The organism is Sphingobium sp. TB-6, assembly GCF_012927365.1.
Taxonomy (GTDB): domain Bacteria; phylum Pseudomonadota; class Alphaproteobacteria; order Sphingomonadales; family Sphingomonadaceae; genus Sphingobium.
The window spans coordinates 97200-118544 of the sequence record NZ_JABBGL010000013.1 but is presented as its reverse complement, the minus strand read 5'-3'; the positions used below and the strand labels follow the sequence as shown (position 1 = coordinate 118544).

18 protein-coding genes are annotated in these 21345 nt (G+C 64.7%); 7 read left to right on the top strand and 11 right to left on the bottom strand.

Annotated features, from left to right (window positions below; translation table 11 throughout):
* Window positions 1–5 precede the first annotated feature (5 nt).
* From HHL26_RS17245 to HHL26_RS17210, 8 genes are all read right to left on the bottom strand, one after another.
* Window positions 6–1142 (bottom strand): glycosyltransferase family 4 protein, encoded by a 1137-nt coding sequence (locus HHL26_RS17245; RefSeq protein WP_066561069.1) that lies wholly within the window; start codon window positions 1140–1142, stop codon window positions 6–8.
* A 1-nt stretch (window position 1143) separates the two neighbouring features.
* Window positions 1144–2007, bottom strand: a complete 864-nt coding sequence (locus tag HHL26_RS17240) for a sulfotransferase domain-containing protein (RefSeq protein ID WP_066561087.1) — start codon at window positions 2005–2007, stop codon at window positions 1144–1146.
* Window positions 2004–3113, bottom strand: a complete 1110-nt coding sequence (locus HHL26_RS17235) for a glycosyltransferase family 4 protein (protein ID WP_237229854.1) — start codon at window positions 3111–3113, stop codon at window positions 2004–2006. The genes HHL26_RS17240 and HHL26_RS17235 overlap by 4 nt, the downstream gene beginning before the upstream one ends.
* A gap of 170 nt (window positions 3114–3283) precedes the next feature.
* Window positions 3284–4504, bottom strand: coding sequence for an outer membrane beta-barrel protein (locus HHL26_RS17230; RefSeq protein ID WP_066561098.1), 1221 nt, complete (start codon window positions 4502–4504; stop codon window positions 3284–3286).
* A complete protein-coding gene (locus HHL26_RS17225; RefSeq protein ID WP_066561101.1) occupies window positions 4504–5079 on the bottom strand; it encodes a polysaccharide biosynthesis/export family protein in 576 nt (191 codons plus the stop codon). Before HHL26_RS17225 ends, HHL26_RS17230 begins: the two co-directional genes overlap by 1 nt.
* Before the next feature lie 150 nt (window positions 5080–5229).
* Complete coding sequence (locus HHL26_RS17220) at window positions 5230–6075, bottom strand: sulfotransferase (RefSeq protein ID WP_237229856.1); 846 nt, start codon at window positions 6073–6075, stop codon at window positions 5230–5232.
* An 11-nt stretch (window positions 6076–6086) separates the two neighbouring features.
* Entirely contained in the window at window positions 6087–7310 is a 1224-nt protein-coding gene (locus tag HHL26_RS17215) for a DegT/DnrJ/EryC1/StrS family aminotransferase (RefSeq protein ID WP_066561104.1), read from the bottom strand.
* A gap of 16 nt (window positions 7311–7326) precedes the next feature.
* Window positions 7327–9450: a polysaccharide biosynthesis protein gene (locus tag HHL26_RS17210; RefSeq protein WP_066561111.1), complete on the bottom strand. Its 2124-nt coding sequence runs from the start codon at window positions 9448–9450 to the stop codon at window positions 7327–7329.
* 372 nt (window positions 9451–9822) lie between these two features.
* Here HHL26_RS17210 and HHL26_RS17205 point away from each other — a divergent pair, with 372 nt between their 5' ends.
* From HHL26_RS17205 to HHL26_RS17180, 6 genes are all read left to right on the top strand, one after another.
* Window positions 9823–11007, top strand: a complete 1185-nt coding sequence (locus HHL26_RS17205) for a glycosyltransferase family 4 protein (RefSeq protein WP_066561113.1) — start codon at window positions 9823–9825, stop codon at window positions 11005–11007.
* The gene (locus HHL26_RS17200) at window positions 11004–11600 is read left to right on the top strand and encodes a sugar transferase (protein WP_066561115.1); all 597 of its coding nucleotides are present in this window, start codon (window positions 11004–11006) and stop codon (window positions 11598–11600) included. Before HHL26_RS17205 ends, HHL26_RS17200 begins: the two co-directional genes overlap by 4 nt.
* Entirely contained in the window at window positions 11563–12477 is a 915-nt protein-coding gene (locus tag HHL26_RS17195) for a formyltransferase family protein (protein ID WP_066561116.1), read from the top strand. Before HHL26_RS17200 ends, HHL26_RS17195 begins: the two co-directional genes overlap by 38 nt.
* Window positions 12478–12481: 4 nt before the next feature.
* The gene (locus tag HHL26_RS17190; protein ID WP_066561117.1) at window positions 12482–13165 is read left to right on the top strand and encodes a PIG-L deacetylase family protein; all 684 of its coding nucleotides are present in this window, start codon (window positions 12482–12484) and stop codon (window positions 13163–13165) included.
* A 344-nt stretch (window positions 13166–13509) separates the two neighbouring features.
* Window positions 13510–14262 carry a response regulator transcription factor gene (locus HHL26_RS17185; protein WP_066561118.1) on the top strand — a complete coding sequence of 251 codons (753 nt, stop codon included), beginning with the start codon at window positions 13510–13512 and terminating at the stop codon, window positions 14260–14262.
* Between the two features lie 26 nt (window positions 14263–14288).
* The gene (locus HHL26_RS17180) at window positions 14289–15668 is read left to right on the top strand and encodes a lipopolysaccharide biosynthesis protein (protein ID WP_066561120.1); all 1380 of its coding nucleotides are present in this window, start codon (window positions 14289–14291) and stop codon (window positions 15666–15668) included.
* Window positions 15669–15727: 59 nt separating this feature from the next.
* Here the strand turns inward: HHL26_RS17180 and HHL26_RS17175 are convergent, their stop codons facing one another.
* Both HHL26_RS17175 and HHL26_RS17170 read right to left on the bottom strand, forming a co-directional pair.
* Window positions 15728–16399 (bottom strand): response regulator transcription factor, encoded by a 672-nt coding sequence (locus HHL26_RS17175; protein WP_066562097.1) that lies wholly within the window; start codon window positions 16397–16399, stop codon window positions 15728–15730.
* Between the two features lie 56 nt (window positions 16400–16455).
* Window positions 16456–18729 (bottom strand): polysaccharide biosynthesis tyrosine autokinase, encoded by a 2274-nt coding sequence (locus HHL26_RS17170; RefSeq protein ID WP_066562095.1) that lies wholly within the window; start codon window positions 18727–18729, stop codon window positions 16456–16458.
* A gap of 266 nt (window positions 18730–18995) precedes the next feature.
* Here HHL26_RS17170 and HHL26_RS17165 point away from each other — a divergent pair, with 266 nt between their 5' ends.
* Complete coding sequence (locus tag HHL26_RS17165) at window positions 18996–19976, top strand: 2OG-Fe(II) oxygenase family protein (protein ID WP_066561122.1); 981 nt, start codon at window positions 18996–18998, stop codon at window positions 19974–19976.
* 21 nt (window positions 19977–19997) lie between these two features.
* Here the strand turns inward: HHL26_RS17165 and HHL26_RS24615 are convergent, their stop codons facing one another.
* Entirely contained in the window at window positions 19998–21326 is a 1329-nt protein-coding gene (locus tag HHL26_RS24615) for an O-antigen ligase family protein (RefSeq protein WP_066561125.1), read from the bottom strand.
* Window positions 21327–21345 lie beyond the last annotated feature (19 nt).

The following is a 21345-nucleotide window of genomic DNA, read 5'->3' as shown; positions in this document are numbered from 1 at the left end:
TGCCGCTATTCGCATGGCGAGATGGGCCGGGTCAGCGGGGAAGCGCGAAGGGGAGCGCGACGCGCATCGATCAGCTCCTGATAGAGGGAGAGGTGGGCCGTAGCGCAGTTTTCGATGGAAAAACGCCGGGCGGCTTGGAGAGCGCCCTGCGACAGCGCGGCATAATGAGCATCGTCGCAGAGCGTCTCCAGGATCGCCTCCGCCAGCGCGGCGGGATCGGAGGGCGGGACAAGCTGGCCGTTGACGCCCGGCATGACCATTTCGCGATTGCCCGCCACCGCCGTCGCGACGATCGGCAGGCCGCTCATCGCCGCCTCGATCATCGCAATCGGAAAGCCTTCCCAGAGCGAGCAGTTCACGAACAGGTCCGCCTGCCGCATCAGCGCATCAATATCGTCTCGCACACCCAGCAGTTCGACTGGCTCTCCCACGGCCTGCGCCCGAAGCTGGTCGAACTGGGGGCCCGCACCCGCGATGCAGATGCGGGCCGTGCGCCCCTGGGCCGTCAGCGCGTCGGACAATGGGCGGGCGGCGCGGAGCAGGGTCGGATAGTCCTTTTGTTCCGACACCGTCCCGACGGCGAGGATCATCGGATCATGTCCGGCGGCAGAGCGGGGCTGTTGCGTCTGGAAACGGGCGCTGGCCGCGTTCAGGATCATGCGGATGGGCTTGCGCGCATGGCCGCGCAACAGCGCCTCGCACTGATCGCTGATCGCGACATAGCTGTCGACAATGCGGTCGAAGAGGGCAAACGCCGCCGGAGGGAAGGAAAGGCGGCTGTTATGATGGGTCAGCACCACCGGCACGCCGGGCATGGCAAGCGCGAGAGGAAACAGTGCGCGGGCCGTATGGGCATGGATCACATCGGGCCGGATCGATCGCAGCGCCCGGCGCAGAGCCAGCGCTCCCGCCAGCCAGTTGTTGCGGTTGACGAGGTTGAGGGAAAAGGCCTTCGCGCCACTCTGCCGAATGCGCGCCATCATCGCCGTTTCGATGCCGGGCGCATTGCCGACCTGCGCCGCATCGCTGAGCGAAATGACGGTCGCTTCGTGCCCCGCCCCGGCAAAGGCTTCCGCCAGATTGCAGACCAGCATTTCGGCGCCGCCCGATGTGAAGCTGGTGATGATCGAACAGATGCGCATGTTAGCGGGTCAGGTCGACACCGGTGGCGGCCAGCAGGGCAAGGGCGCGGGGCGACAGGTCGGAACGGCACCGCTCCAGCACCAGATCGGCCTGATCGGGGTTCAGCCACTCACCAAAGGCGCCCGCCTTGCCGCTGCGCATGCGCAGGCTCTGGTCGTCATTGCGGTCATAATCATGGCCGGGAATGCCGCCGCCGCGTTCCTTGTCGCGCATCCGGTCGAACTGGGCGGCGGCGACGGCGCGGGCAAGGATATCGCCCTCAGGCTCGACGCCCAGAAAGGCGAGGATGCCCGCAACGGTGGCGAGCGGCTCGCTAAGCAGATGCTCATAGCTGATCAGATGATGGGGCCGTCCCTCCAGCCCCGCCGACCAGCCGTTCAGATAGCCGGTCAGCGACGCCATTCCATATTTGGGTTCGTCCAGAAAGGCGGCCATATCGCCGGAGAAGCTCTTTTTATGGCGGGTCGCGTGGAAATAGGCGGACACGATCACGTCGCGGGGATCGCGGACCAGGAACAGCACCGGCCGGTCGAGGAACAGGCGATCACGATAGGGCAGATGGCTGACCAGGATCAACGGCAGCGCCGCAGCGCCGCTTCGTCCGACAAAGGCGTCGATGCCGCGCACCGGATCGCGGTCGAAATTGGGCAGGACGCGGAAGGTGCTGGTGAGATCGGGCGCGAATCCCAGCCGGGCGCTCTCCGCGAAATAGCAGGAGAGCAGATAACGCAGCCAGGTGCGCCCGCTCTTGGGATAGGACACCAGGAAGGCGTCGGCCCGCGCGGCGGCCAGGCGGAGATGCGGTTCATCCCGCAACCGCCGCCGCATCGCCCGCGCAAAGCCCTTCAACGACATCATGTTCATGATCCTGCCCCCACGCGATGATGATCGAGAACGCCGGTGATGACCGACTGCCAGCGGGCGAGCACCTGATCATGGCCGAACAGAGCCATCCGATTCTGCGCCTCGGTTCCCAAAGCCTCGCGCCGGGCTTCATCGGTGCAAAGGGAGAGGATCGCTTCCCCCAGCGCAGCCACGTCGCCATTGGGCACCAGCAAGCCGCTTTTGCCATGCCCGATCATCTCGGCCGGACCCCATTGGCAGTCGAAGGCAATGACCGGAAGCCCAGCGCCCATGGCTTCGCCCACGACGATGCCCCAGCCCTCGAAGCGCGACGACAGGACGAACAGGTCGGATTGGGGAATCCACTCACCCGGTTTCTCCGTCACGCCGGGCAGGCTGACCCGTCCCGTCAGGCTGAGGCGGTCGCGCTGGCGTTCCAGCGCCGCCCGCTCCGGCCCCTCGCCCCAGATCGCCAGCTTCCAGTCGGGGATAGCATGCGCAACGCGCGCGAAGGCGTCCAGCAGCAGGTCGAAGCCCTTTTGCGGCACCAGCCGTCCCACCGCGCCGATGGTGCGGCCATCGGGCCTGCGTTCCGCACCCATGATGGCGGGCGGCACGGGATTGGGAATGACCCAGCCCTTTACGTCCATGGCGCTCTTGAACCAGTCCATCGCCCCTTGCGTCATGGTGATGAGGCCCGCGGCCCGCGGATAGGTCATCTGCCGCAACCGGTTCCAGACCGGCCCCACCGTCTGGAGCGCGGGATTGTTGCGTTCCGACACGATCACGGGAATGCCGAGCGACCGGGCGGCAAGCACCGAAAGGATGTTGGTGCGCGTCAGGAAGCTCACCACCAGTTCGGGCCTTACCGCCTTCAGCGCTTGCCTCAGCAGCCTCTGTCGTCGCAGCATCGCCAGCGCGCCGGTCGCGGCGGCGCGGCGGCGTGACTTCATGCCCAGCTGGATGATCCGCACCTCCGGATGATAGGCATAGTAAGAGGGCGCCGACGGCTCCTCAAAGGCGATCAGCGTGATCGCCCAGCCCTGCGCCGCGAAATGGTTGCAAAGCAGGCTGACGATATGTTCCGATCCGCCCGCGCCCAGCCCCGGAAGGACGAACGCGAGCATGGGTGGCCTGGACGCTCTTACCAGCATGGCGGCGGAGTCCTGTAATAATAATCACGCTGTTACGCGGGCCAGTGTCCTTGCCGGGGCAGCCCAAGTCCATTGCGCGAAGGGGTTAGGCGCTGCCTCTTTGGGTGGCGGCGTCAATTAAGCCGATATCAATAATGCCAGCCTCAATAATGGACGCGCAGTTCCAGCCCGATGCGGGTGCGGTCATAATCGTCCAGTGGGTCGGTGCTGTCGCGCTTGGAAAAGCGGGCTTGGGCCGCCAGCGCCATGCGGCGGTTGAGCGCATATTCCAGTTCCCCGGTCACGCCGTAGATCTTCTCCGTCAGGCCGGTGCCGAAATATTTGCTGCGGCGATAGACCAGCCCAATCTCGCCGCGCAGATTGTGGCGTATTTCCTGGGCAACCCCCAGGCGTAAGCGCATGTCCTCCCGCGATTGCACGCCAGTCCGGTAGGTGGCGACATTGCCGATGAAACCGTCCAGCGTGATCGCGGTGCGCGGCCGGGGAGCATAGACCAGCCCGACCTGCGCGGACAGGCGGGTGCGCGGCTCGATCCGCTTATCCTGGGGGTCGAAGCGATAGACGCCGATCGCCGCCTCCCCCCGGATCGTTCCGCCCGGATCTATCGCCACCCCCGCGCGCGCGCCATAGGTCTTCGAATCCCGGTCGATTTCCCCCAGTTGCGGTGTGCGGCGAAAATCGCGCTTCGACGCGAATCCCTCGACGAAACCGTTCATCAGCGGCGACACGCGCAGCATGACCCGCGCCAGCGCGCCAGCATTGTCGAGATCGCGGTTGTCGTCGATCGCCTTGGTATAGCGGAAGCGCGACGCCGTGCCCCTCACCATGAAGCCGAGGCGCGCACCCTGATGGGTATAAGCCAAATCCCCCTCCAGCGCATTCAATTCACGCGGGCCGATGGATGGCGCGCTATTGCCCTCCGGCTCGCCCCGATCCTCGATGATATGCTGCCAGCTTGCCGCCGCCGCCAGCTTGTCCGAAGCGGAAGGGGTCCAGTTGAGGACCGCCGCAACCTTGCCGCCTGCCGCATCCTCGCTGTCATATTGGAAATATTTGCGGAAATCCCCTTCGGCTCGGGCGTTGAGTTCGATCGCGCCGCCCTTGCGGTTGATCTCCACATAAGGGCGGAAGACGGCGCGGACATCATCCTTCTCGCCAAAGGCCTGGGCATAGATATTGCTGTCATATTCGATCCGCGCCGTGCCGCCGATCTCCACCGTCGCGCTGCCCAGCGTCAGGGGGGTGGGTATGAACAGCGCCTCGGGCGCATCGAGCGCCGTCGTGGGGGATTGCAGTTCCTGCGCCGAGACAGGCATGGCGAGGCCAAGCGCGAGAGCCGCGCCGCTCGAAACCAGACCGCGCATCAGAACCACTTCTCGTAGATGCGCACCGTGTCGCCCGGCTGGATCATGTCCCGCTCGCCCGCGCGGCCGACGACTTGTCGGCCATCGACCATGCGGGTGATGGCGACGCTGCCCTGCTCCGCCCGGAAGGTATAACCGCCCGCGACGGACACAGCCGCCAGCACCGACATGCCCGCGCGATATTGATATTCGCCGGGGCTCTTCACTTCGCCCAGCACATAGAAGGGGCGCAGCTTCACCGGCTGGACGCTGACCGTGGGCGCGTTGAGCAACTGGCGTTGCGTCAGTTGCTGAGCGATATTGGCCTGCAATTCCGGCACCGTCTTGCCGCCCGCGTCAACATCGCCCAGCACCGGCAGGGAAATCTGGCCGCGATCGTTGATCACATAGCTGCTGTTGCCCGGATCGGTGGCGCTGAGGCCCGGTATCGCCACCCGCACCTCATCGCCCGCGCCCAGCCGATAGGCGACGGTCGGTGCCGGCGGCAGGTTGGCGAGCCCGGAAAGCCCGCCCGAACAGGCCGTGGTCAGAGCAAAAAGGCCGAGGAAAAGACCATGATAAAGCCGTTTGCGCATCTGCGTCCCCTCTCAATTGGATGAGCGGAAGTTTAAGCCCCTCGGCTGATTCAGGGGTGGGCAATAACGGGTCGGCGCCAGGCAAAAAGGGCGAGCGAGGCGACGCTTTGGGAGTGGTTCAAAGGAGGCGTCCGAGAGATTTCGGTGCCGTTAAGCCGCCAGCTGATGATCCTGTTTCCAATGGCCGAGATCCCGCCCGATCAGATTCTCCAGATCGGCAATGTCCCGCGCATAATAGTCGACCATGCGCTGGCGCAATTCGGGGGGCAGCGGCGGATAGGCGATCTGCCGGGCGAACACCCCACGCACCCGTTCGAAAACCGCATGACCGCGCAGGGGACGAACCGCTTCCTTCAGCGGAGCGAGCGCGGTGCGCACCGGCAAGGGCAGGAAACGTTCGCTGCTGTCGTTTCGCGGATCGGACCCCACCTGCGTCGAATAATGGCAGGGCGCGCCGATATGGTCGCTGACGATGGCGACGGTGGCTTCGGGCGCGGCCTTCACATCCTCGAACAGAATCACCTTGATCTGTTCCGCGTTGAAATGGTCGAGCCAGCGGCGCAAATGCTTCGCATAAAGGCCGTCTTCCAGAAAGCGCGGCTGGCCGCTCGGGCGACCGTCCAGATAATGCTCCGGCCCCCTGGTCACGGTGCCCCGGCGAAACAACATCTTGTAATCGGAATAGGCGCGGTCGACCGGGTTGCGCACCTGCACAACCAGCCGCGCCTTGGGCAAGGCAACGGCAAGACGCTCCGCAGCGTCCGGATGGGCGAGATAGTCGGCGGACTTTTCCCCCAGCATCTGATCGGGCCGCGCCCCATCGAAGAAGCGCCGATAATGATCGAGGCCGAGATGATGATCCTGGCTGAAGAAATGCGGTTCCGGCGCGGGCAGGTAGATGGCGGGATTGTCCTGAAGCTGGTTGTGAATCCAGGTCGTCGCGCCCTTGACGGCGCCGATGATGACGAAGTGCGGCAGGCGGTCGTTGGTCATCATGGCTTGTCCCTTCACGATTCCAGCTCAACCATCGCGATTTCAAGGCAGTTGGCGAGGCGGTGCATGTCCTCATCGTCGAGCAGATGGTCTACGGGGAAGGCGATGCTGCGGCGCCCCAAATCCTGCGCCACGGGCAGCGAGCCGTCGCGGCGCACATCAAGTCCCACAAAGGCCGCCTCCCGCGTCATGTCGGAGCAGGAGCCGCTGCCGACCGGCATGCCCATACGCACCATCCGGTCGATGATCGGCGCTGCCTCGCTTTCGCCCAGCCGATCGGCGGCGATCGTGACATAGAGCCGGTAGAAGGCGTGGCCGACATGATCCGGAATCACCGGCACCTCCACGGCTGGATCGGCTTGCAGCAACCGCATCAGCAGTTCCGCATTGCGGCGACGGCGGGCCAGCCAACCGGGCAGCTTGGCGAGCTGCGCCCGGCCGATCGCGGCCTGCATTTCGGTCATCCGTCCGTTGCTGCCAAAGCTGTCGTGCAGATAGCGGAAGCCGCCGGTTGTGGCGGGGGCGAAGAATTTGTCCGGATTTTTGCCATGATCCTTATAGGCCCAGGCCCGCTTCCAATGCGCCTCATCGCGCAGCAGGAGCATGCCCCCTTCCCCGCCCGTCGACATGATCTTGTCGGTGCAGAAGGAAAAGGCGGCAGCATCACCGAAGCTGCCGGCCGGGCGGCCATGGAAGGTCGCCCCATGCGCCTGCGCGCAATCCTCGACCAGCCAAAGCCCTTTTTCGTCAGCCAAATCCCGCAACGCATGCAGTTCGCAGGGCCATCCCGCGAGATGCACACACAGAATCGCGCGAGTGCGGCTAGTGAGCATCCGGCGGACAGATTCCGGCGCGATCGTGTTGCTGACGGGATCGATGTCGGCAAAGACCGGCGTTGCGCCGACTGCCACGATGCAGGCCGCACTGGCGAAGAAACTGCGCGAGGGCAGGATCACTTCATCCCCCGGCCCGATGCCCAAGGCCCGCAGCGCCAGTTCCAGCGCGACCGTGCCATTGCTGACGGCGACGCCATGAGGCATGCCGCAGAAAGCAGCGAATTCCGCCTCGAACTGGCGGTTCTGTTCGCCATGGACCATCGAATTGACCCGGCCACTCTCCAGCACGTGCATGACCGCCGCAATCTCATCCGCCTCATGCTGCGGCCAGCGCAGCGCGGGATGGTCGAGCGGGCTGAGGCGCGGAGGGAGGGCGGCTGGGGCAGGTACGGCTTGCATCATGATTCCCTCAAAAAAGTCAGGCGACGTCGCGCGGCAAATGGGTCTGCAAGGCAGCGGGAATCTCGGCGGGGTGCGGCATCATGAACAGCGTGTCGGCGCTTTCGGCCGCCAGACGCCGCAATATCTCCGCCCAGCGTGAGCTGGCCGAGGCAGCAACCATCTCATGGGCCAGCCGGATCAGCTCGTCCGAATCGCCCGCCGCGATCAGCCGGGCGAGCTGACCGAAGCCCTCCACCAGCATTTCCAGCGGAATGGGCGAGGGCATGGCCTCGAAAATGCCGGGAATGGCGCTTTCGATCTTGTCCTCACTGCTGTCGAACAGCTCCTCGAACAGCTTTTCGCCGGGGCGCAGGCCGATGAACCTGATCGGCACGTCGATGTCCGGGCGCAGCCCCGCCATGCGGATGACCCGGCGGGCGATCTCCACGATCTTCACCGGCTCGCCCATGTCGAGGACGAAGATGGTGCCGCGTTCCGAATCCGTCTCCAGCGCGCGGGCGCTGCTTTGGAGGATCAGCAGCACCGCCTCCTGCACCGTCATGAAGAAGCGTTCGATATCCGGATGGGTGACGGTCAGCGGTTTGCCGTTCGCCAGTTGCTGCTGGAACAGCGGGATCAGCGATCCGCTCGACCCCAGCACATTGCCGAAGCGCACGGTCAAGAAACGCGGGCTGTCCGGATCGCAACTGCCGATCAGGTCGAGCGCCTGACAATAGAGTTCGCCCAGCCGCTTGGTCGCGCCCATCAGGCCAACGGGGTTCACCGCCTTGTCGGTGGAGATCTGGATCATCGCCCGCGCCTCAAACTCGCAGACGGCATCGGCCACATTGCGGGTGCCCAACACGTTCGTATGCACCCCGGCACAGGGATTGGCCTCCACCATCGGCACATGCTTGAGCGCGGCGGCGTGGAACACGATCTCCGGCCGCCGCCGCTCGAACACCTGCCAGAGCGCGGGACGCTGGCGGATCGAGCAGAGTTCGGCGTGGAAGCGGACATGGGGGAATTTCTCCCGCGCCTCCATTTCGATCGCGTAGAGATTAAATTCGCTGTGATCGAGCAGCACAATCTCGACCGGCGCATAATAAGCGAGCTGGCGCACCAGTTCGCCGCCGATCGTCCCCCCCGCCCCTGTCACCATGATCCGCGCGCCGGTGACGACGCGCTCCAGATAGCTGTGCTGGACCGTGATTTCCGGCCGCCCGAGCAGTTCGGCCAGCGGCATCTTCTCGATCGCCATGCGGTCGCCGTCCAGAGACTGAGCGCTGGTCCAGGGATTGCGGAAACGCGAGACGACCAGATTTTCCTGCTCCGCCAGGCTGGCGATGCGCAATATCTGCTGCCGGTCGAGCCGCTCGCTGCTTTCCTGCACCACCAGGCTGACCGGGCGCTTTCCCGCCCGGTCGAGGTCCGCGACGATCCGGGGCAGCATCTCCGGCGATCCCAATATCGGCAGGCCGCCGACCTGCAACCGCCGATCATGCCCATCGAAGGAAATGACGCCGACGATTTCCAGTCCCGAACCGGCATCGGTGGGGACTAGGTCCGCCATAACCCGCGCCCAGTCGAGCTCGCCCAACAGCAATATGCGGCGGCGGGCCTGCACGGTCCGGCGCAGGCGGGCGGAGCGGACATGTTTGAAGAACAGCCGGCGGAGCGCGCGCGCCGCCAGCAGCGCCGCGACGGTCAGCGGCACGTCAACCGTCAGGAAGACGGTCATCACGCCGCGCATCATCTTCTGCGGCGCGATCAGCCCGGCGGTCATCATCCAGATGAGCCAACTGCTGGCGAGCAGGCTGACCGCCAGCGACAGCGCGTCCCCGATCGACAGGAAACGCCAGCTCTGCCGATAGGTGCCGATGACGAACAGCACGGTCAGGTTGGCGCCGACGAACAGGCCCATGAACCATGGGTCGAACAGCGTCTGCGGCATGGGCAGGTCGGACAGGATCAGGCGCGAGAGCATGAAGCTGCCCAGCATGATCAGCGCGTCCAGCAACAGGATGATGGCCAGCCTGATCGCCTGGAATCGCGTCGCCCCCCCCGCCGCGAAAGCGCGGACGGCGGCATCCAGTCGCAGGAGCGACGTCTGCGCGATGGCTTGCGTTCCGTCCTGCCCGGCTGGTGCGATATTCGGCATCCGCTTGTCTCCGATCCCTTGGTCCGCCGGTTGCGGGGAAGAGGGTTGCCTGGAGGCGTCACCCCGCAGTCCCGCCGCAACCGACGGTAGGGATAAGGCTATCGAAACAGGTGCTTCCCGGTAATCGGTCGACCGGACACTATCCTTTATCCCATGCGCGACCCGTCCGGCGCGGCTGCGCGCCCATTGGGGCTAGATGCGGGCGCGATGGTGCCCGGGAGCGTGCCAGGGCGGCGGTTCTGCCTCAAAGGGGTAATCTACCGATGCACCGCCAGGGCGCGGCGCTGCCTGTGATACCTCCGGTCCAGGACTTGGTGCGATGAAGGCGCGATCAAATCAATCGGGACAGAGCAACAGGGAAAGCAGTGCACAATGAAAGTCGTGATCCTTTCCAGCCTGTCCTGGTCGCTGATCAATTTCCGCGGGGCGCTGATCGCCCGGATGATCGAAGAAGGGCATGAGGTCGTCGCCTGCGCCCCCGACGAAGAGCCGGAGGTGCTGGCAAGGCTGGCGGATATGGGGGTGCGCTTCTGTCGGACGCCGATGGCGCGGGCGGGCACCAACCCGCTGCACGACGCCCGCACCCTGCTCCATTACCGCCGCCTGATGCGCAGCGAACGACCCGATGTGGTCGTTGCTTATACGCAAAAGCCGATCATCTATGGCGGCCTGGCGGCGCGGCTTTGGAGCCAGGCGCGCTATTTCGCGATCATGAGCGGCCTTGGCTATGTCTTCAGTGAGGAGGCAGACAGCCGCCGCTGGCTGCGGACCATCGTGTCGCGGCTCTACCGGACCGGCATCGCCAGGGCGCGGTGCATCTTCGTGTTCAATGGCGACGATCATCGCCTCATGCGCGACAGCGGGATCGTCTCAGCCGGACAGAGAGTGATGCAGGTGCCCGGCTCAGGGATCGACGTCCGGCACTTTGCCGAGCAGGCGCTGCCCCAAGGTTCTTTCACCTTCCTGATGATGGGCCGCCTGATGCGCGACAAGGGCGTGGGCGAATATGTGGAGGCGGCGCGGATCATCCGCACGCGATACCCGGACGTGCGCTTCCTGCTGCTGACCCGGCCCGAGACCGAGAATCCGACCGGCTATACCGCCGCCGATCTGGAGCAATGGCGCGAGGCCGGGCTGATCGAGTTCCTGCCCGAAACCCGCGACGTGCGGCCCTTCATCGCGTCGACCCATGCCTTCGTGTTGCCTTCCTTCTATCGCGAGGGGCTGCCGCGTACGATATTGGAGGCGCTGGCGATCGGGCGGCCGGTGATCACCACCGACATGCCGGGCTGCCGCGAGCCGATTCGCGACGGGGTCAACGGCCTGCTGGTGCCGCCGCGCGACGGGCCTGCGCTGGCCGCCGCGATGGAGCGGTTGATCACCGATCCGCTGCGCCTGACCGCCATGGCCAAAGCAGCGCGGCAAATAGCGGTCGACATCTATGACGTCGACAAGGTGAACGCAATGATGCTGGATGTCATGCAATTGCGCGGCACCGCCATGCCGACCTCCATTGCGGCGCCTTCGCCCGCCCTGCTGGTGGCGGAGCGCGCATGATCGCCTGTCTCCGCCCGGCGGGTTTGCTGGCGATCGGCCTCCTCGCCCTGCTCTCCCCCCTTTTGCTGCTGCTGTCGGCGTTGGTGCTGCTCGGCCTGGGACGGCCGGTGCTGTTCCGCCAGGTCCGAAGCGGCCTGGGAGGGTCGCCCTTTGCCATGATCAAGTTCCGCAGCATGCGAGAGCTGCACGACGCTCAGGGGGGCTTGCTGCCCGACGCGCACAGGATCACGGCGCTGGGACAGTTCCTTCGCCGGTCGCGGCTGGATGAGCTGCCCGAACTGATCAACATCGCGCGCGGCGACATGGATTTCGTCGGCCCCCGCCCGCTATTGCCGCATAGCATCAGCGCCATGGGACGCGACGGCGTGGAACGGGGGCGAGTGCGTCCCGGCCTCACCGGCTTGGCCCAGGTCAGCGGCAACACGCTGCTGACGGTGGAGGAAAAGCTGCGCTTTGACCTCTGGTATGTGCGCCATCGCAGCCACCGCTTAGACGCGCAGATCATCGCCCGCACGCTGCTGGTCGTAACCAGGGGCGAAAAAAGGATCGACTGGCATGCCGACGAAGCGCGCCCTCCTCATTGGGGCAGTTGAAACCACCCGGATCGCTCTCGACGCGATCGCCCGGCATCCCGGATGGGAGATCGCCGCCGTCGTCACGCTCGATCCCGCCCTGGCCGACCGGCATTCGGATTTTGTCGACCTGGAGCCGGCGGCGCGGGAACAAGGCTGCCCGGTCATCCATGTGGACAATATCAACCGGGAGGAAACCCTGTCCGCCATCGGAGACATGGGCGCCGACATCGCCTTCGTCATGGGCTGGTCGCAGATTTGCGGGCAGGCCTTTCGTGATCTCTTCCTTGACCGGGTCGTTGGCTATCATCCCGCCGCCCTGCCCCGGCTGCGCGGACGCGCCGCCATTCCCTGGACGATCCTGCAACAGGAGCCGATCACGGCCGGGACGCTGTTCTGGATCGATGCGGGCACGGATACGGGCGCCATACTCGACCAGCAATATTTCCATGTCGCGCCGATGGAAACGGCGGCGACGCTCTATGCCAAGCATATGCGGGCACTGGCGATCATGCTCGACCGATCGCTGGGGCGGATCGCGGCGGGGGAGATGCCGCGCATGGTCCAGGACGAAAGCTGTGCGACCTGGGCGGCGCGGCGGACGCCGATGGACGGGCTGATCGACTGGCGGCAATCCGCTGCGGACGTGCTGCGGCTGATCCGGGCGACGGGCCATCCCTATCCGGGAGCCTTTACCCGGTCGAGCGGTGCGGATCTCCACATCTGGGAGGCGGCGTTGTCGGACGTCGGAGAACGCCATGCCGCCTCCGCCGGGCAGGTGATCGCGCGGACGGCGGAGAGCTTCACCCTATATTGCGGCCAGGCGACCGCGCTGACCGTCACCCAATGGAGCGGCCTCGACAAGCCGCCGAAACTCCACGCCATTTTAGGGGACTAAGCCCATGCCACTGCCTTTCAACGCCCGCCGAATCGCGGTGGTCGCCCCCCATCCAGACGACGAGATATTGGGATGCGGCGGCACCATGGCGCGGGCCGCGGCGGCGGGCGCGGAGGTGCATGTGGTCGTCGTCACCCGCGGCCAACCGCCCCTTTTCGAGGAAGAACTGGTGGGGCGGATTCGCGCGGAAACCTTGCGTGCCCATGGCATTATCGGCGTGGCCGACACGCAATTCCTGGATTTCCCCGCCGCCGGGCTGGACCAGATCAGGCGGAGCGACCTCAATCAAGCCTTGTCATCGGCTCTGTCGCGGATCGAGCCCGACCTGCTGCTGATCCCCTTCATTGGTGACATTCATCTGGACCACCAGATCGTCTTCAATGCCGCATTAGTCTATGCGCGGCCCCGCGGCAGCGGCGGTCCCGGCTGCGTCCTGGCCTATGAGACGCTGTCGGAAACCAACTGGCTGGCGCCCGGCGTGACCCCGGCGTTCATTCCCAACATGTTCGTGGACATCAGCGAAACCCTGGAACGGAAGGTCGCCGCCTTCCAGGCCTTCCAGAGCCAGGTGAAGCCCCAGCCCGACGAACGATCGGTCGAGGCCATCCGCGCCCTGGCGACGCTGAGGGGCGCGACGGCCTATCGTTACGCTGCCGAAGCCTTTGTTCTGGTTCGACAAATTCATTAACCTGTGTTAACTCGCCAGCGAATCGCCTGGGCGATGAATCAGCGCGATTCTGCCATGACTACACCGTTTGAAATACCACCAAAGTTGTAATTTTGGCTGTTGCAACCGCAGCATCTCCCATCAGACCCAAGAAAAATTCGGAAAATTAACAGTGCGTTAACGCGCTATTGCGTGCACTCAAAATTTCCATTGTACATTCCGGGACTCTCGCGGCAAAAATATGGTACTGATAAGTTGTTGAAAGAAAAAGAAAGGGTCGCACTACAGGCATTTGATTACTGGTCTTCTACATTCCGTTTGGGGCCTGCTTACGGAGGTGGAAGAGATCATGAGGGGACCACCCAATGTCTTACCCAGTTAATGTGCGTCTGTTGTGCGGTAATGCGATCGTTCGGGAGGGGCTTAGCCGCATCCTGATGGAAAGGGATTTCCGCGTAACCCAATATCCGAATGTCACTACGGTGCTTCAGCAAGTAGAGGTGCCGGAAGAGGATACGGGACCATCCCTGTTGTTGATCGACGATGGAACCGAAGCGATCGACGTCGAGACGCTCTCGATTCTGCAAAAACGTTTTCCCTGTTCCTATCTTGTCCTGCTGTCGGACAGATTTGATTTCCAGATCATGTTGAAGGCGTTCCGGCTGGGAGCGCTAGCTTATATCGTCAAGGAAATTTCCTGCGACAGGCTGGTGGCGACTCTGCGGCTGGTGGCCATGGGCGAACGCGTACTTCCGCCGCAACTGGCGGACGAACTGCAATCGCGGCCAAGCCTGACCGACGCGATGGAAGTCGAACGCCCGGTCGATGCGGCCTGCCTGTCCGACCGGGAACTGGAAATCCTGCGCTGGCTGATCATGGGATGCCCGAACAAGGTCATTTCCAAGCGGATGGACATCAGCGAGGCGACCGTGAAGGTCCATGTGAAGGCCGTGCTGCGCAAGCTGCGCGTCAAGAACCGGACCCAGGCGGCGATCTGGGCGGCCAATCACGGTATGCGCGGACGCGTGGCGGAGGTCGAACCCGAACTGCCCGTCGCCATCCCCCACCCGGCGCGATTGCCGGTTCTGGAATTGGCCGGCGTCGCAAGCCGCGTCTGATCTTCACGTCCCCAGGGGGGATCGTCATGGCATATGATATCAAGGGCGTGCTGACCGCACGTGCCTTGCCGATGCTGCGCGGCCGGTTCGGGGATTTCCTGATCAAGGGAACCCGCGGCCGGCTGATCGCGGTGGGACATTTGCTGTCGGGCAATTTCCTCAATGCGCTGATCATGCTGGTCAGCGTGGCGATGGCGGCCCGATCCCTGGGACCGGCGACCTATGGCGTCATGGTGCTGGTCCTGTCCTATAATCGCGTCGTCGAGCGAATCCTGCGCTTCGAATCCTGGCAGCCGCTGATCCGGTTCGCCGTGGAGGAAGAAGCGAAGGGTTCGCCCCGGCGCTTGCAACGACTTTACTGCTACGGCCTGATGCTGGATATCGGCGCGGCGGCGCTGGCCGCCGTCAGCGCGATCGGCCTGGCATTGCTGTTCGGACCGCTCTTTGGCCTGAAGCCCCTTCATGTGGAACTGGTGGCGATCTATTCGGTCGCGACCTTGTTCAACATCGCGGGCGTGCCGACCGCCGCGCTGCGCCTGTCCGGCCAGTTCAAGATGCTGGCCTATGCGCAGGTCGCGGGCAATGTGTTGCGCATCCTGCTCGCCTTCCTCTGCATGGTCACTCATGCGGGGGTGATCGGCTTCATGCTCGCCTGGACGGCATCGCAGGCGCTGGGGTCCGTGCTGGTCTTCTGGGTCGGCTTCCGCGCCCTGCGGCAGATGGGGATACCCAATCCGTTTCATGCCCGGCTGAAGGGGCTGGTGAAGGATTTCCCCGGCTTTTTCGGCTTCGCCTGCTCGACCAACCTGTCGCTGACCCTGCGCGTCATCACGACGGAAGCGGACTCGCTGTTCGTCGGCGCGGTGGCGGGGAGTTCGGCGGCGGGGGTCTATTATCTCGCCAAGCGCATCGCCAAGGTCGCGACACAGGTCGGCGCGCAGGTGCAGGCCGTGGTCTATCCCGACGTCGCGCGGATGTGGGCGAACGGCAATATCCGCAATTTCCGGACGGCCACGCTGCAGGTGCAGATAGCGCTGGCGGGGGTGGGCTTTGCGATGCTGGCGGGCGCCTGGTTGTTCGGGCCGCTGCTCATTCGGGTGGGACCGGGCGTGGCCTATTCGGAAACCTATGTCCTGCTGCTGACCCAATTGGTGGCGGTGATCCTGATGCTGCATGCCGCGCCGTCGCGATCGGCCATGCTGGCAATGAACCAGAGCTGGAAGGTGCTTACGATCTCCGGCTTCGGCACGGCGCTGTTCGTGGCGGTCGCAGCCTATGCCGTGCCGCGCTACGGACCTATCGGCGGGAATATCGCTCATGTCGTGTTGGGCGTGGTGACGGCGGTGCTGCTGGATGTGAGCTGGTTACGGCGGGCCAGGGTTCGGCCGGTGGTGGCGCGCGTATAAGACGGGATGGAAATGGACCATTTGCAGATGCCAAATTTGAATGGCAGTTCCCCGCTCCGCTAATCCTCGCTGCCGCCTTTCAACAGATGCGCGACGATCTGGGTACGGTTGGACGCGCCGTTCACCGCCATGATCGCCCGGACATGGACCTTCACCGTGCTTTCGCTGATGTTCAGCCCCTGGGCGATGTCCTTGTTCGAGGCGCCCTGAGCGAGCAGGCGCAGCACATCGCGTTGCCGTTTGGTCAGCAGCTTGGACTTGTCCACCGCCAGCGCGATCCGTTCGCTGAGGCCATCCGGGGCACCTTGCAGGCGCGCGCGCAAGGCTGCGGCGAGGGGAGCGGGATAGACCGCCAACCCCTCCCTGAGCAGGAAAAGCACGCGCTGCATGGTGGCGATATCGGTGCTGGAGCGCAGCAGAGCCTGCGCCCCGGCCGCGATGGCGGTCTGCATCAGCGCTTCATTGCCATGGTCGGCAACCACAAGGACCGAGGCGGTGGGCCATAGCCGCTTCGCCTGAGCGATGTGCAACGGCAGGGCAGCGCTTTCCAGTTCGGAATCGCCGGTCTGGAACAGGATGATGTCGGGCGGAACGCCCCCTTCGGGCTGGTCGAGGCTGGATTGCTGCAATATCCGGGTGCCCGCCGTCTCCAGCGCGACGGCGATGCAGGCACGGCGAAGCGGGCTTCCGTCGAGAATCAACAAATTGAGACGGGGCGCATCCTCTTTCACTATTGCGCTTTCGAAACGAACAGAAGGCGAAACCGCCTGCTGCAAAGGCGGCGGGCTCACGCGGCTTTGCGCGTGAAGGCGTGGCGGACCCGGTTCACCCAGCTCTGCCGGACCGGGAAGCTGTCGGAATAATAAGCGGCCGACCCCATGTAGAACTGGACGGCATCGCCATAGCCGCGACGGGCATGGTCCTCATAATCGACCTGATTGAACACGGCTCCGACCACCTGATTGTTCACCATCTGGAGCGAGGCGCGCAATTGTTCGACCGTCGTATGCCCCCAACGCACGACCATCAGGGTCGAGTCTGCCAATGTCGAAAGCGTCCGCGCATCGCGCACGGCGAGAATGGCGGGCGCGTTGATGACGATCAGATCGAAGCGGTCGCGCAGATCGTCGAGCAACCGGCCGACCTGCCAGCCCTGCACCACGGCGGCCGGATTGCGGATCTGTTCGCGGGTGCTGAGCACGACGGGCATCAAAGCGGTCGGCGCCGCGCCCTCAGCCGCGTCATGCTCCACATGACGTTCGGCCTGGGGAATGAGCCTGCGGCTTTCGCCTGCATGGGTCAGCACTTCGATGAGGTCAGGCGTGTCGGAACTGTCCTGGATCGAACGCAATATGCTGGGGCCGGGGCGGCGCAGGTCCAGATCGACCACGATGGCGCGGCGGCCCATGGAGGCGGCGGCGGCGGCCAGAGTCAGCGCGACGCTGGACTTGCCGTCGCCCGGCAGCGGCGATGTGACCAGCACCCGCTGGCTGGTGCCCTGATGCGGCAGTTCCCCGATCTCGCTGGCGAGGTTGCGGGCGACTTCGGTGAAGAGCGACTGCGGCTGAGTGGTCACCGGATTGTCCTCGATCGTGGTGCCGATCGACTCCTCCAGCTTCGGCAGCATCGCCAGCGTCCGCAGGCCGAAGAGGCGGCGGAGCTGGTCCCCGCTGCGCAGCCGGTTGTCGAACATCTCGATTCCCAGCACGATCAGGAAGGCCAGCACCGAGGAGCCGACAAAGGCGGCCAGCGCCATTTTCTTGGGCGCGGGCGCCACCGGTTGCAGCGGCACGGCGGCAGCCGACACCATGGAGGAGTTGACACCGGTGGTCTGCAGTTCGGACTGCACCGTCTGGGCGCGCTGCGCCGTGGTGAGATAGGCCTGGCGCGCCACCTCCGCCCGGCGATCGAGGATCGAGAGATCGACCAGATTGGCATTGTTGCGGAAGGCCGCGCCGGTCATGGCGTTGAGCTTCGACTGAAGTTGCCCTGCCCGGGCCGAGGCCGCGCTCGCCTCCGCCAGCGCCATTGCCCGCTCACGCCCGGCATCGGTGTCGTTTTTCGTCTGCTGGGTCGTGACGACCGCGCCGCGTTCCTGGATGAGCGCCTTGCTCACCTGCGCGATCTGCGCGGAGAGCGCCTGCATTTGCGGATGGTTGGCGCCCATCTGGACGGAGATTTCGGAACGCTGGCGGATCAGGTCGTCATATTGCTTCTGCAGATTGTCGAGCGCGGGTGAAGTCGCGCCCGCCACCGTCCGCAGGGTGGCGGCCCGGCTGACGCCGGCGGCCTGCGCCTGCATCGCGCTGCTCATCGCGGCGGTGGACGCGGCTTCCACGGCGATGCGATTCATCTGCTGATAATCCTCCGCACTGCCCGCGCCTATCGGCATCAGGTGCTGGCGGCGGAAATCAGCGACGGCGCGCTCGGCCAGTTCAACCTCATGGGCGAGACGGGCGGTTTCCTTGTCCAGCGCGGTGCTGAGGCCGTTGCGCCAGCTCTGGCGCCGCTGCGAGCGCATCTTCTGCAGGCTGTCGACGAAACGGTTGGCGATGCGCGATGCCAGTTCCGCCTTGCGCGACTGGACGGTGATGTCGATGAAGTCGGAATCGGTCGAACTGGCGACGCGGGTGGTCTTGGCAAGTTGCGCGGCGGCCTGTTGCACCGTCATCGGCACATTATGGGTGAAGGCCGGATTGCGGTTGAGATTGAGGTCGCGCACCACTTGCTCGGCCAGCGCCTGCGAGCGGTATATGCGCGCTTCATTGGCGACGCGCTGCTGATTGCGGGTGGCGTCGGCCTGGTTAGATCCAGTCGAATCGTTGAGCTCCACCTGCACCGTCGCGGTCGCCTCATAACGGTTGGGCAGTTGCAACTGGACGATCAGCACGACCACCACGCAAGCGATGACGATGCTTGCCACCAGCTTCATGTGCCGGCGCAGCAGGAACCATATCTGGCGCGCCGACATTTGCTGCAATTCGAAGGACAGATCGCGCGGCTTTTCCCCGCCGCCGCCAGCCGCGGCGCCATCGATCAGAGTGAGCTGTGCAGACGCCATGATAGTCTCCCAGTCGCATCCGGCGTGCGCGCCCGCCCCGCCGTGAGGGCTGCCCTCATCGCGGGGATAGTGCGGGTTGTGGCGGGAGAGAGCAAAAGCGCATCGGGGCTTGCCGATGCGCATAGGTGCTAACCCTTCGGATCAAGGGGAGACCTCTGCTCTGGCTAGACATTTCTGATGTGTGTCTGACTATTCCGGGTCGCCCATTCCGCGCCATTGTGCCGAACTTGATCGAGGATAAGAACGCTCCGCACAGGGGAGCGCCGATGATCGCGGAACTGGCATATCAGGATCTGGAGCCGGGTTCGCTGGCCCGGCTGTTCGGCGCGGGCCATGCGGCGGTGCTGGTGCGCTGTCCGGAGATCGTGGCCGAACTGTGGCGCGGGCTGCTGGAGGATTCGGCCGAACAGATGCCGTGGGAAGCGCCGCTGATCGACATTGCGCGCAACTATCATGGCAGCGGCGACATCACCGCCAGCCTGGGCGACCTCTTCTATTTCCAGCCGGGACGGCACGGTTATATTGCGCGGAAAATGGCGTTGTCGCGGGACGATCGGAAGAATCAAGTCACCGTTTGCCCCGCCTATTTCGTGCAGGGGGGGCACCATTATACCCCCCGTCAGGCGGTGCTGGACCAATGCTGGGCCATCGGCCGGCGGCTGATGGCGGCGCTGGCGCCCGAAGGCGCGCCATCCAGAGATTTCCAGATCGTGGTGCAGCGGCTGAAATATCAGGAGAGCATGCGCGATTTCGACCGGCTGGACGCTTTGGCCCGCAATTCGCTGGGGCGATGGGGACGAACGGGCTGTGCGCTGGACGAAAGGCGGTGGCAGGCGGCGGGGATGCTCAGCCCGCGCGGGCTGTCCGATCTTTACGGGCTGCTCGCTGACATGCCCCTCATCGGACGGCTGCTCCGGGGCATCAACCGCATGGCGCTGCGCCGCGACCGCAGCCGGGACATCGCGCCGGGGCAAAGGCTGATCGAAGGGGCGCATTTCGACTATCGCTATTTTTCGGCGCTCTGTGGTCAGCGGGACCAGATACTGACCCAGGTCTTTGCCAATGGGCGGTGGGTCGACCTGCCGATCGACCGCGCGACACTGGCGGTCTTTCCGGGCAGCATGGCGACGCAGGCTTATGGCGTGCGGCATGTGCTGCATCGCGTGCTGCATGTGGAAAGGGACGGGCAGAGCCGGGCGGGCAATCCGCGCACGGACAATGTGACGTTGCTGATCGGGTCGGTTTGACCGAGGATTATCGGATCGTCCCTAAAATTCCGGCAAAGGCTGCGGCCCCACGGGCCGGGCGTAGATCAGCCGGGCGGCGTCGGACTGGACCGGGCGGCGCTGCGCATAGGTGGCGGCGAGCGCGACCATGACCGGCATCACCCACATGCGCGAATACATGTGCGGATAGGACAGGGTGTAGATCAGGAACACCAGCACCACCGCCGCCGCCATCGCGCCCTTGTCACGGCTGATGCGCAGGCCGTTCGCCGCCAGCAGGATGATGAGCGCCAGCAGGATGATGAGGCCACAAAAGGCGATCGCCCCGCCCTCGTTCCAGATCAGCAGGAAGAGATTGTGCACCGGATTGTCATAGGCGGACAGTTCGCGATAGCGGTCGACGCCCATGCCGATGATCGTGTTGTCCTCGGCAAAGCCCCAGGCTTCCTCGATAAGCTGGGACCGGTTGATGAAGGTGCCGGCCTGCCCGATATCGCCGCTTTCCACCGCATTGCCGACGCGTTCCTGAAAAGCCTTGGGCAAGGGGGCGCCGCTGGCGAGGAACAGGCCGGCGGCCACGCCCGCGACAAGCCCAAGACGGAATATATAGCGCACGCCCATCAGCATCAGCGTCGTGGAGATCGCCAGCAGCGAAGCGGCGAAGCCAGTGAAGGAGGCGCTGAGCATCAGACCCCAGAGCAGCAGGATCAGGCAGGCGAAACCGCCAAGGCTGCCGATCAGCCGGTGGCGCATCGAATAGAGCAGCATGGGCAGCGAAAAGGCGACGACCGCGCCGTTGGGATTGGGCTGGCCCGCCATGGATCCGAGGCGGCCATTGCCGGTGATGAAGCCGTCGCCCAGCCAATGCAGCGTATCGTGGAAGGTGAGGAAGAAGCTGGCGGCGATGCCGATGACTTCGGAACAGGTGATGCCCAGCATGAAGATCAGCGGGGCGATGCGGACCGTCTTTTCCTCCTGCTGCATCAGCAGGATCGGGATGAAGAGGAAAGCCACCGTATATTGCAGGGCTATGTTCACCCAGCGCAGGGGATCGCCGTTGAACACCGATCCAACGAACAGCCCGCCCAGCATCATGACCAGGCCCGTAAGCCAGAAGGGGGTGAGCGAGCGGAACGGCGTGACGCTGAGCCGCCCGCGCAGGCCGGAAATGGCGAAGCTGATCAGGAAGAAGAAATCGGAAAAGGTGAGGTTGATCTGCCCAACCCGCAACAGACCCCAGCCGCTGAGGAAAATCGCGATAAGCAGGCAGTAGCGGGCGATCCTGTCCCAGATCTGCTCATGGGCCAGGATATCGGGCCAAATGGCCGTCGCTGAAGGGGCATGGGGGGCAGGGCTGGCGAGAGTCGTCACGGGGCGAAAGGCTGCGCCC

Excerpts from the sequence above, each read along its gene's own strand:
- HHL26_RS17180 (WP_066561120.1), top strand. The coding sequence starts at position 14,289 with ATGGCATATGATATCAAGGGCGTGCTGACCGCACGTGCCTTGCCGATG.
- HHL26_RS17230 (WP_066561098.1), bottom strand. The coding sequence starts at position 4,504 with ATGCGCGGTCTGGTTTCGAGCGGCGCGGCTCTCGCGCTTGGCCTCGCC.
- HHL26_RS17210 (WP_066561111.1), bottom strand. The coding sequence starts at position 9,450 with ATGCCGAATATCGCACCAGCCGGGCAGGACGGAACGCAAGCCATCGCG.
- HHL26_RS17225 (WP_066561101.1), bottom strand. The coding sequence starts at position 5,079 with ATGCGCAAACGGCTTTATCATGGTCTTTTCCTCGGCCTTTTTGCTCTG.
- HHL26_RS17200 (WP_066561115.1), top strand. The coding sequence starts at position 11,004 with ATGATCGCCTGTCTCCGCCCGGCGGGTTTGCTGGCGATCGGCCTCCTC.
- HHL26_RS17215 (WP_066561104.1), bottom strand. The coding sequence starts at position 7,310 with ATGATGCAAGCCGTACCTGCCCCAGCCGCCCTCCCTCCGCGCCTCAGC.
- HHL26_RS17205 (WP_066561113.1), top strand. The coding sequence starts at position 9,823 with ATGAAAGTCGTGATCCTTTCCAGCCTGTCCTGGTCGCTGATCAATTTC.
- HHL26_RS17240 (WP_066561087.1), bottom strand. The coding sequence starts at position 2,007 with ATGAACATGATGTCGTTGAAGGGCTTTGCGCGGGCGATGCGGCGGCGG.
- HHL26_RS17165 (WP_066561122.1), top strand. The coding sequence starts at position 18,996 with ATGATCGCGGAACTGGCATATCAGGATCTGGAGCCGGGTTCGCTGGCC.
- HHL26_RS17195 (WP_066561116.1), top strand. The coding sequence starts at position 11,563 with ATGCCGACGAAGCGCGCCCTCCTCATTGGGGCAGTTGAAACCACCCGG.
- HHL26_RS17245 (WP_066561069.1), bottom strand. The coding sequence starts at position 1,142 with ATGCGCATCTGTTCGATCATCACCAGCTTCACATCGGGCGGCGCCGAA.
- HHL26_RS17190 (WP_066561117.1), top strand. The coding sequence starts at position 12,482 with ATGCCACTGCCTTTCAACGCCCGCCGAATCGCGGTGGTCGCCCCCCAT.
- HHL26_RS17220 (WP_237229856.1), bottom strand. The coding sequence starts at position 6,075 with ATGATGACCAACGACCGCCTGCCGCACTTCGTCATCATCGGCGCCGTC.
- HHL26_RS17170 (WP_066562095.1), bottom strand. The coding sequence starts at position 18,729 with ATGGCGTCTGCACAGCTCACTCTGATCGATGGCGCCGCGGCTGGCGGC.
- HHL26_RS17235 (WP_237229854.1), bottom strand. The coding sequence starts at position 3,113 with ATGCTCGCGTTCGTCCTTCCGGGGCTGGGCGCGGGCGGATCGGAACAT.
- HHL26_RS17185 (WP_066561118.1), top strand. The coding sequence starts at position 13,510 with ATGTCTTACCCAGTTAATGTGCGTCTGTTGTGCGGTAATGCGATCGTT.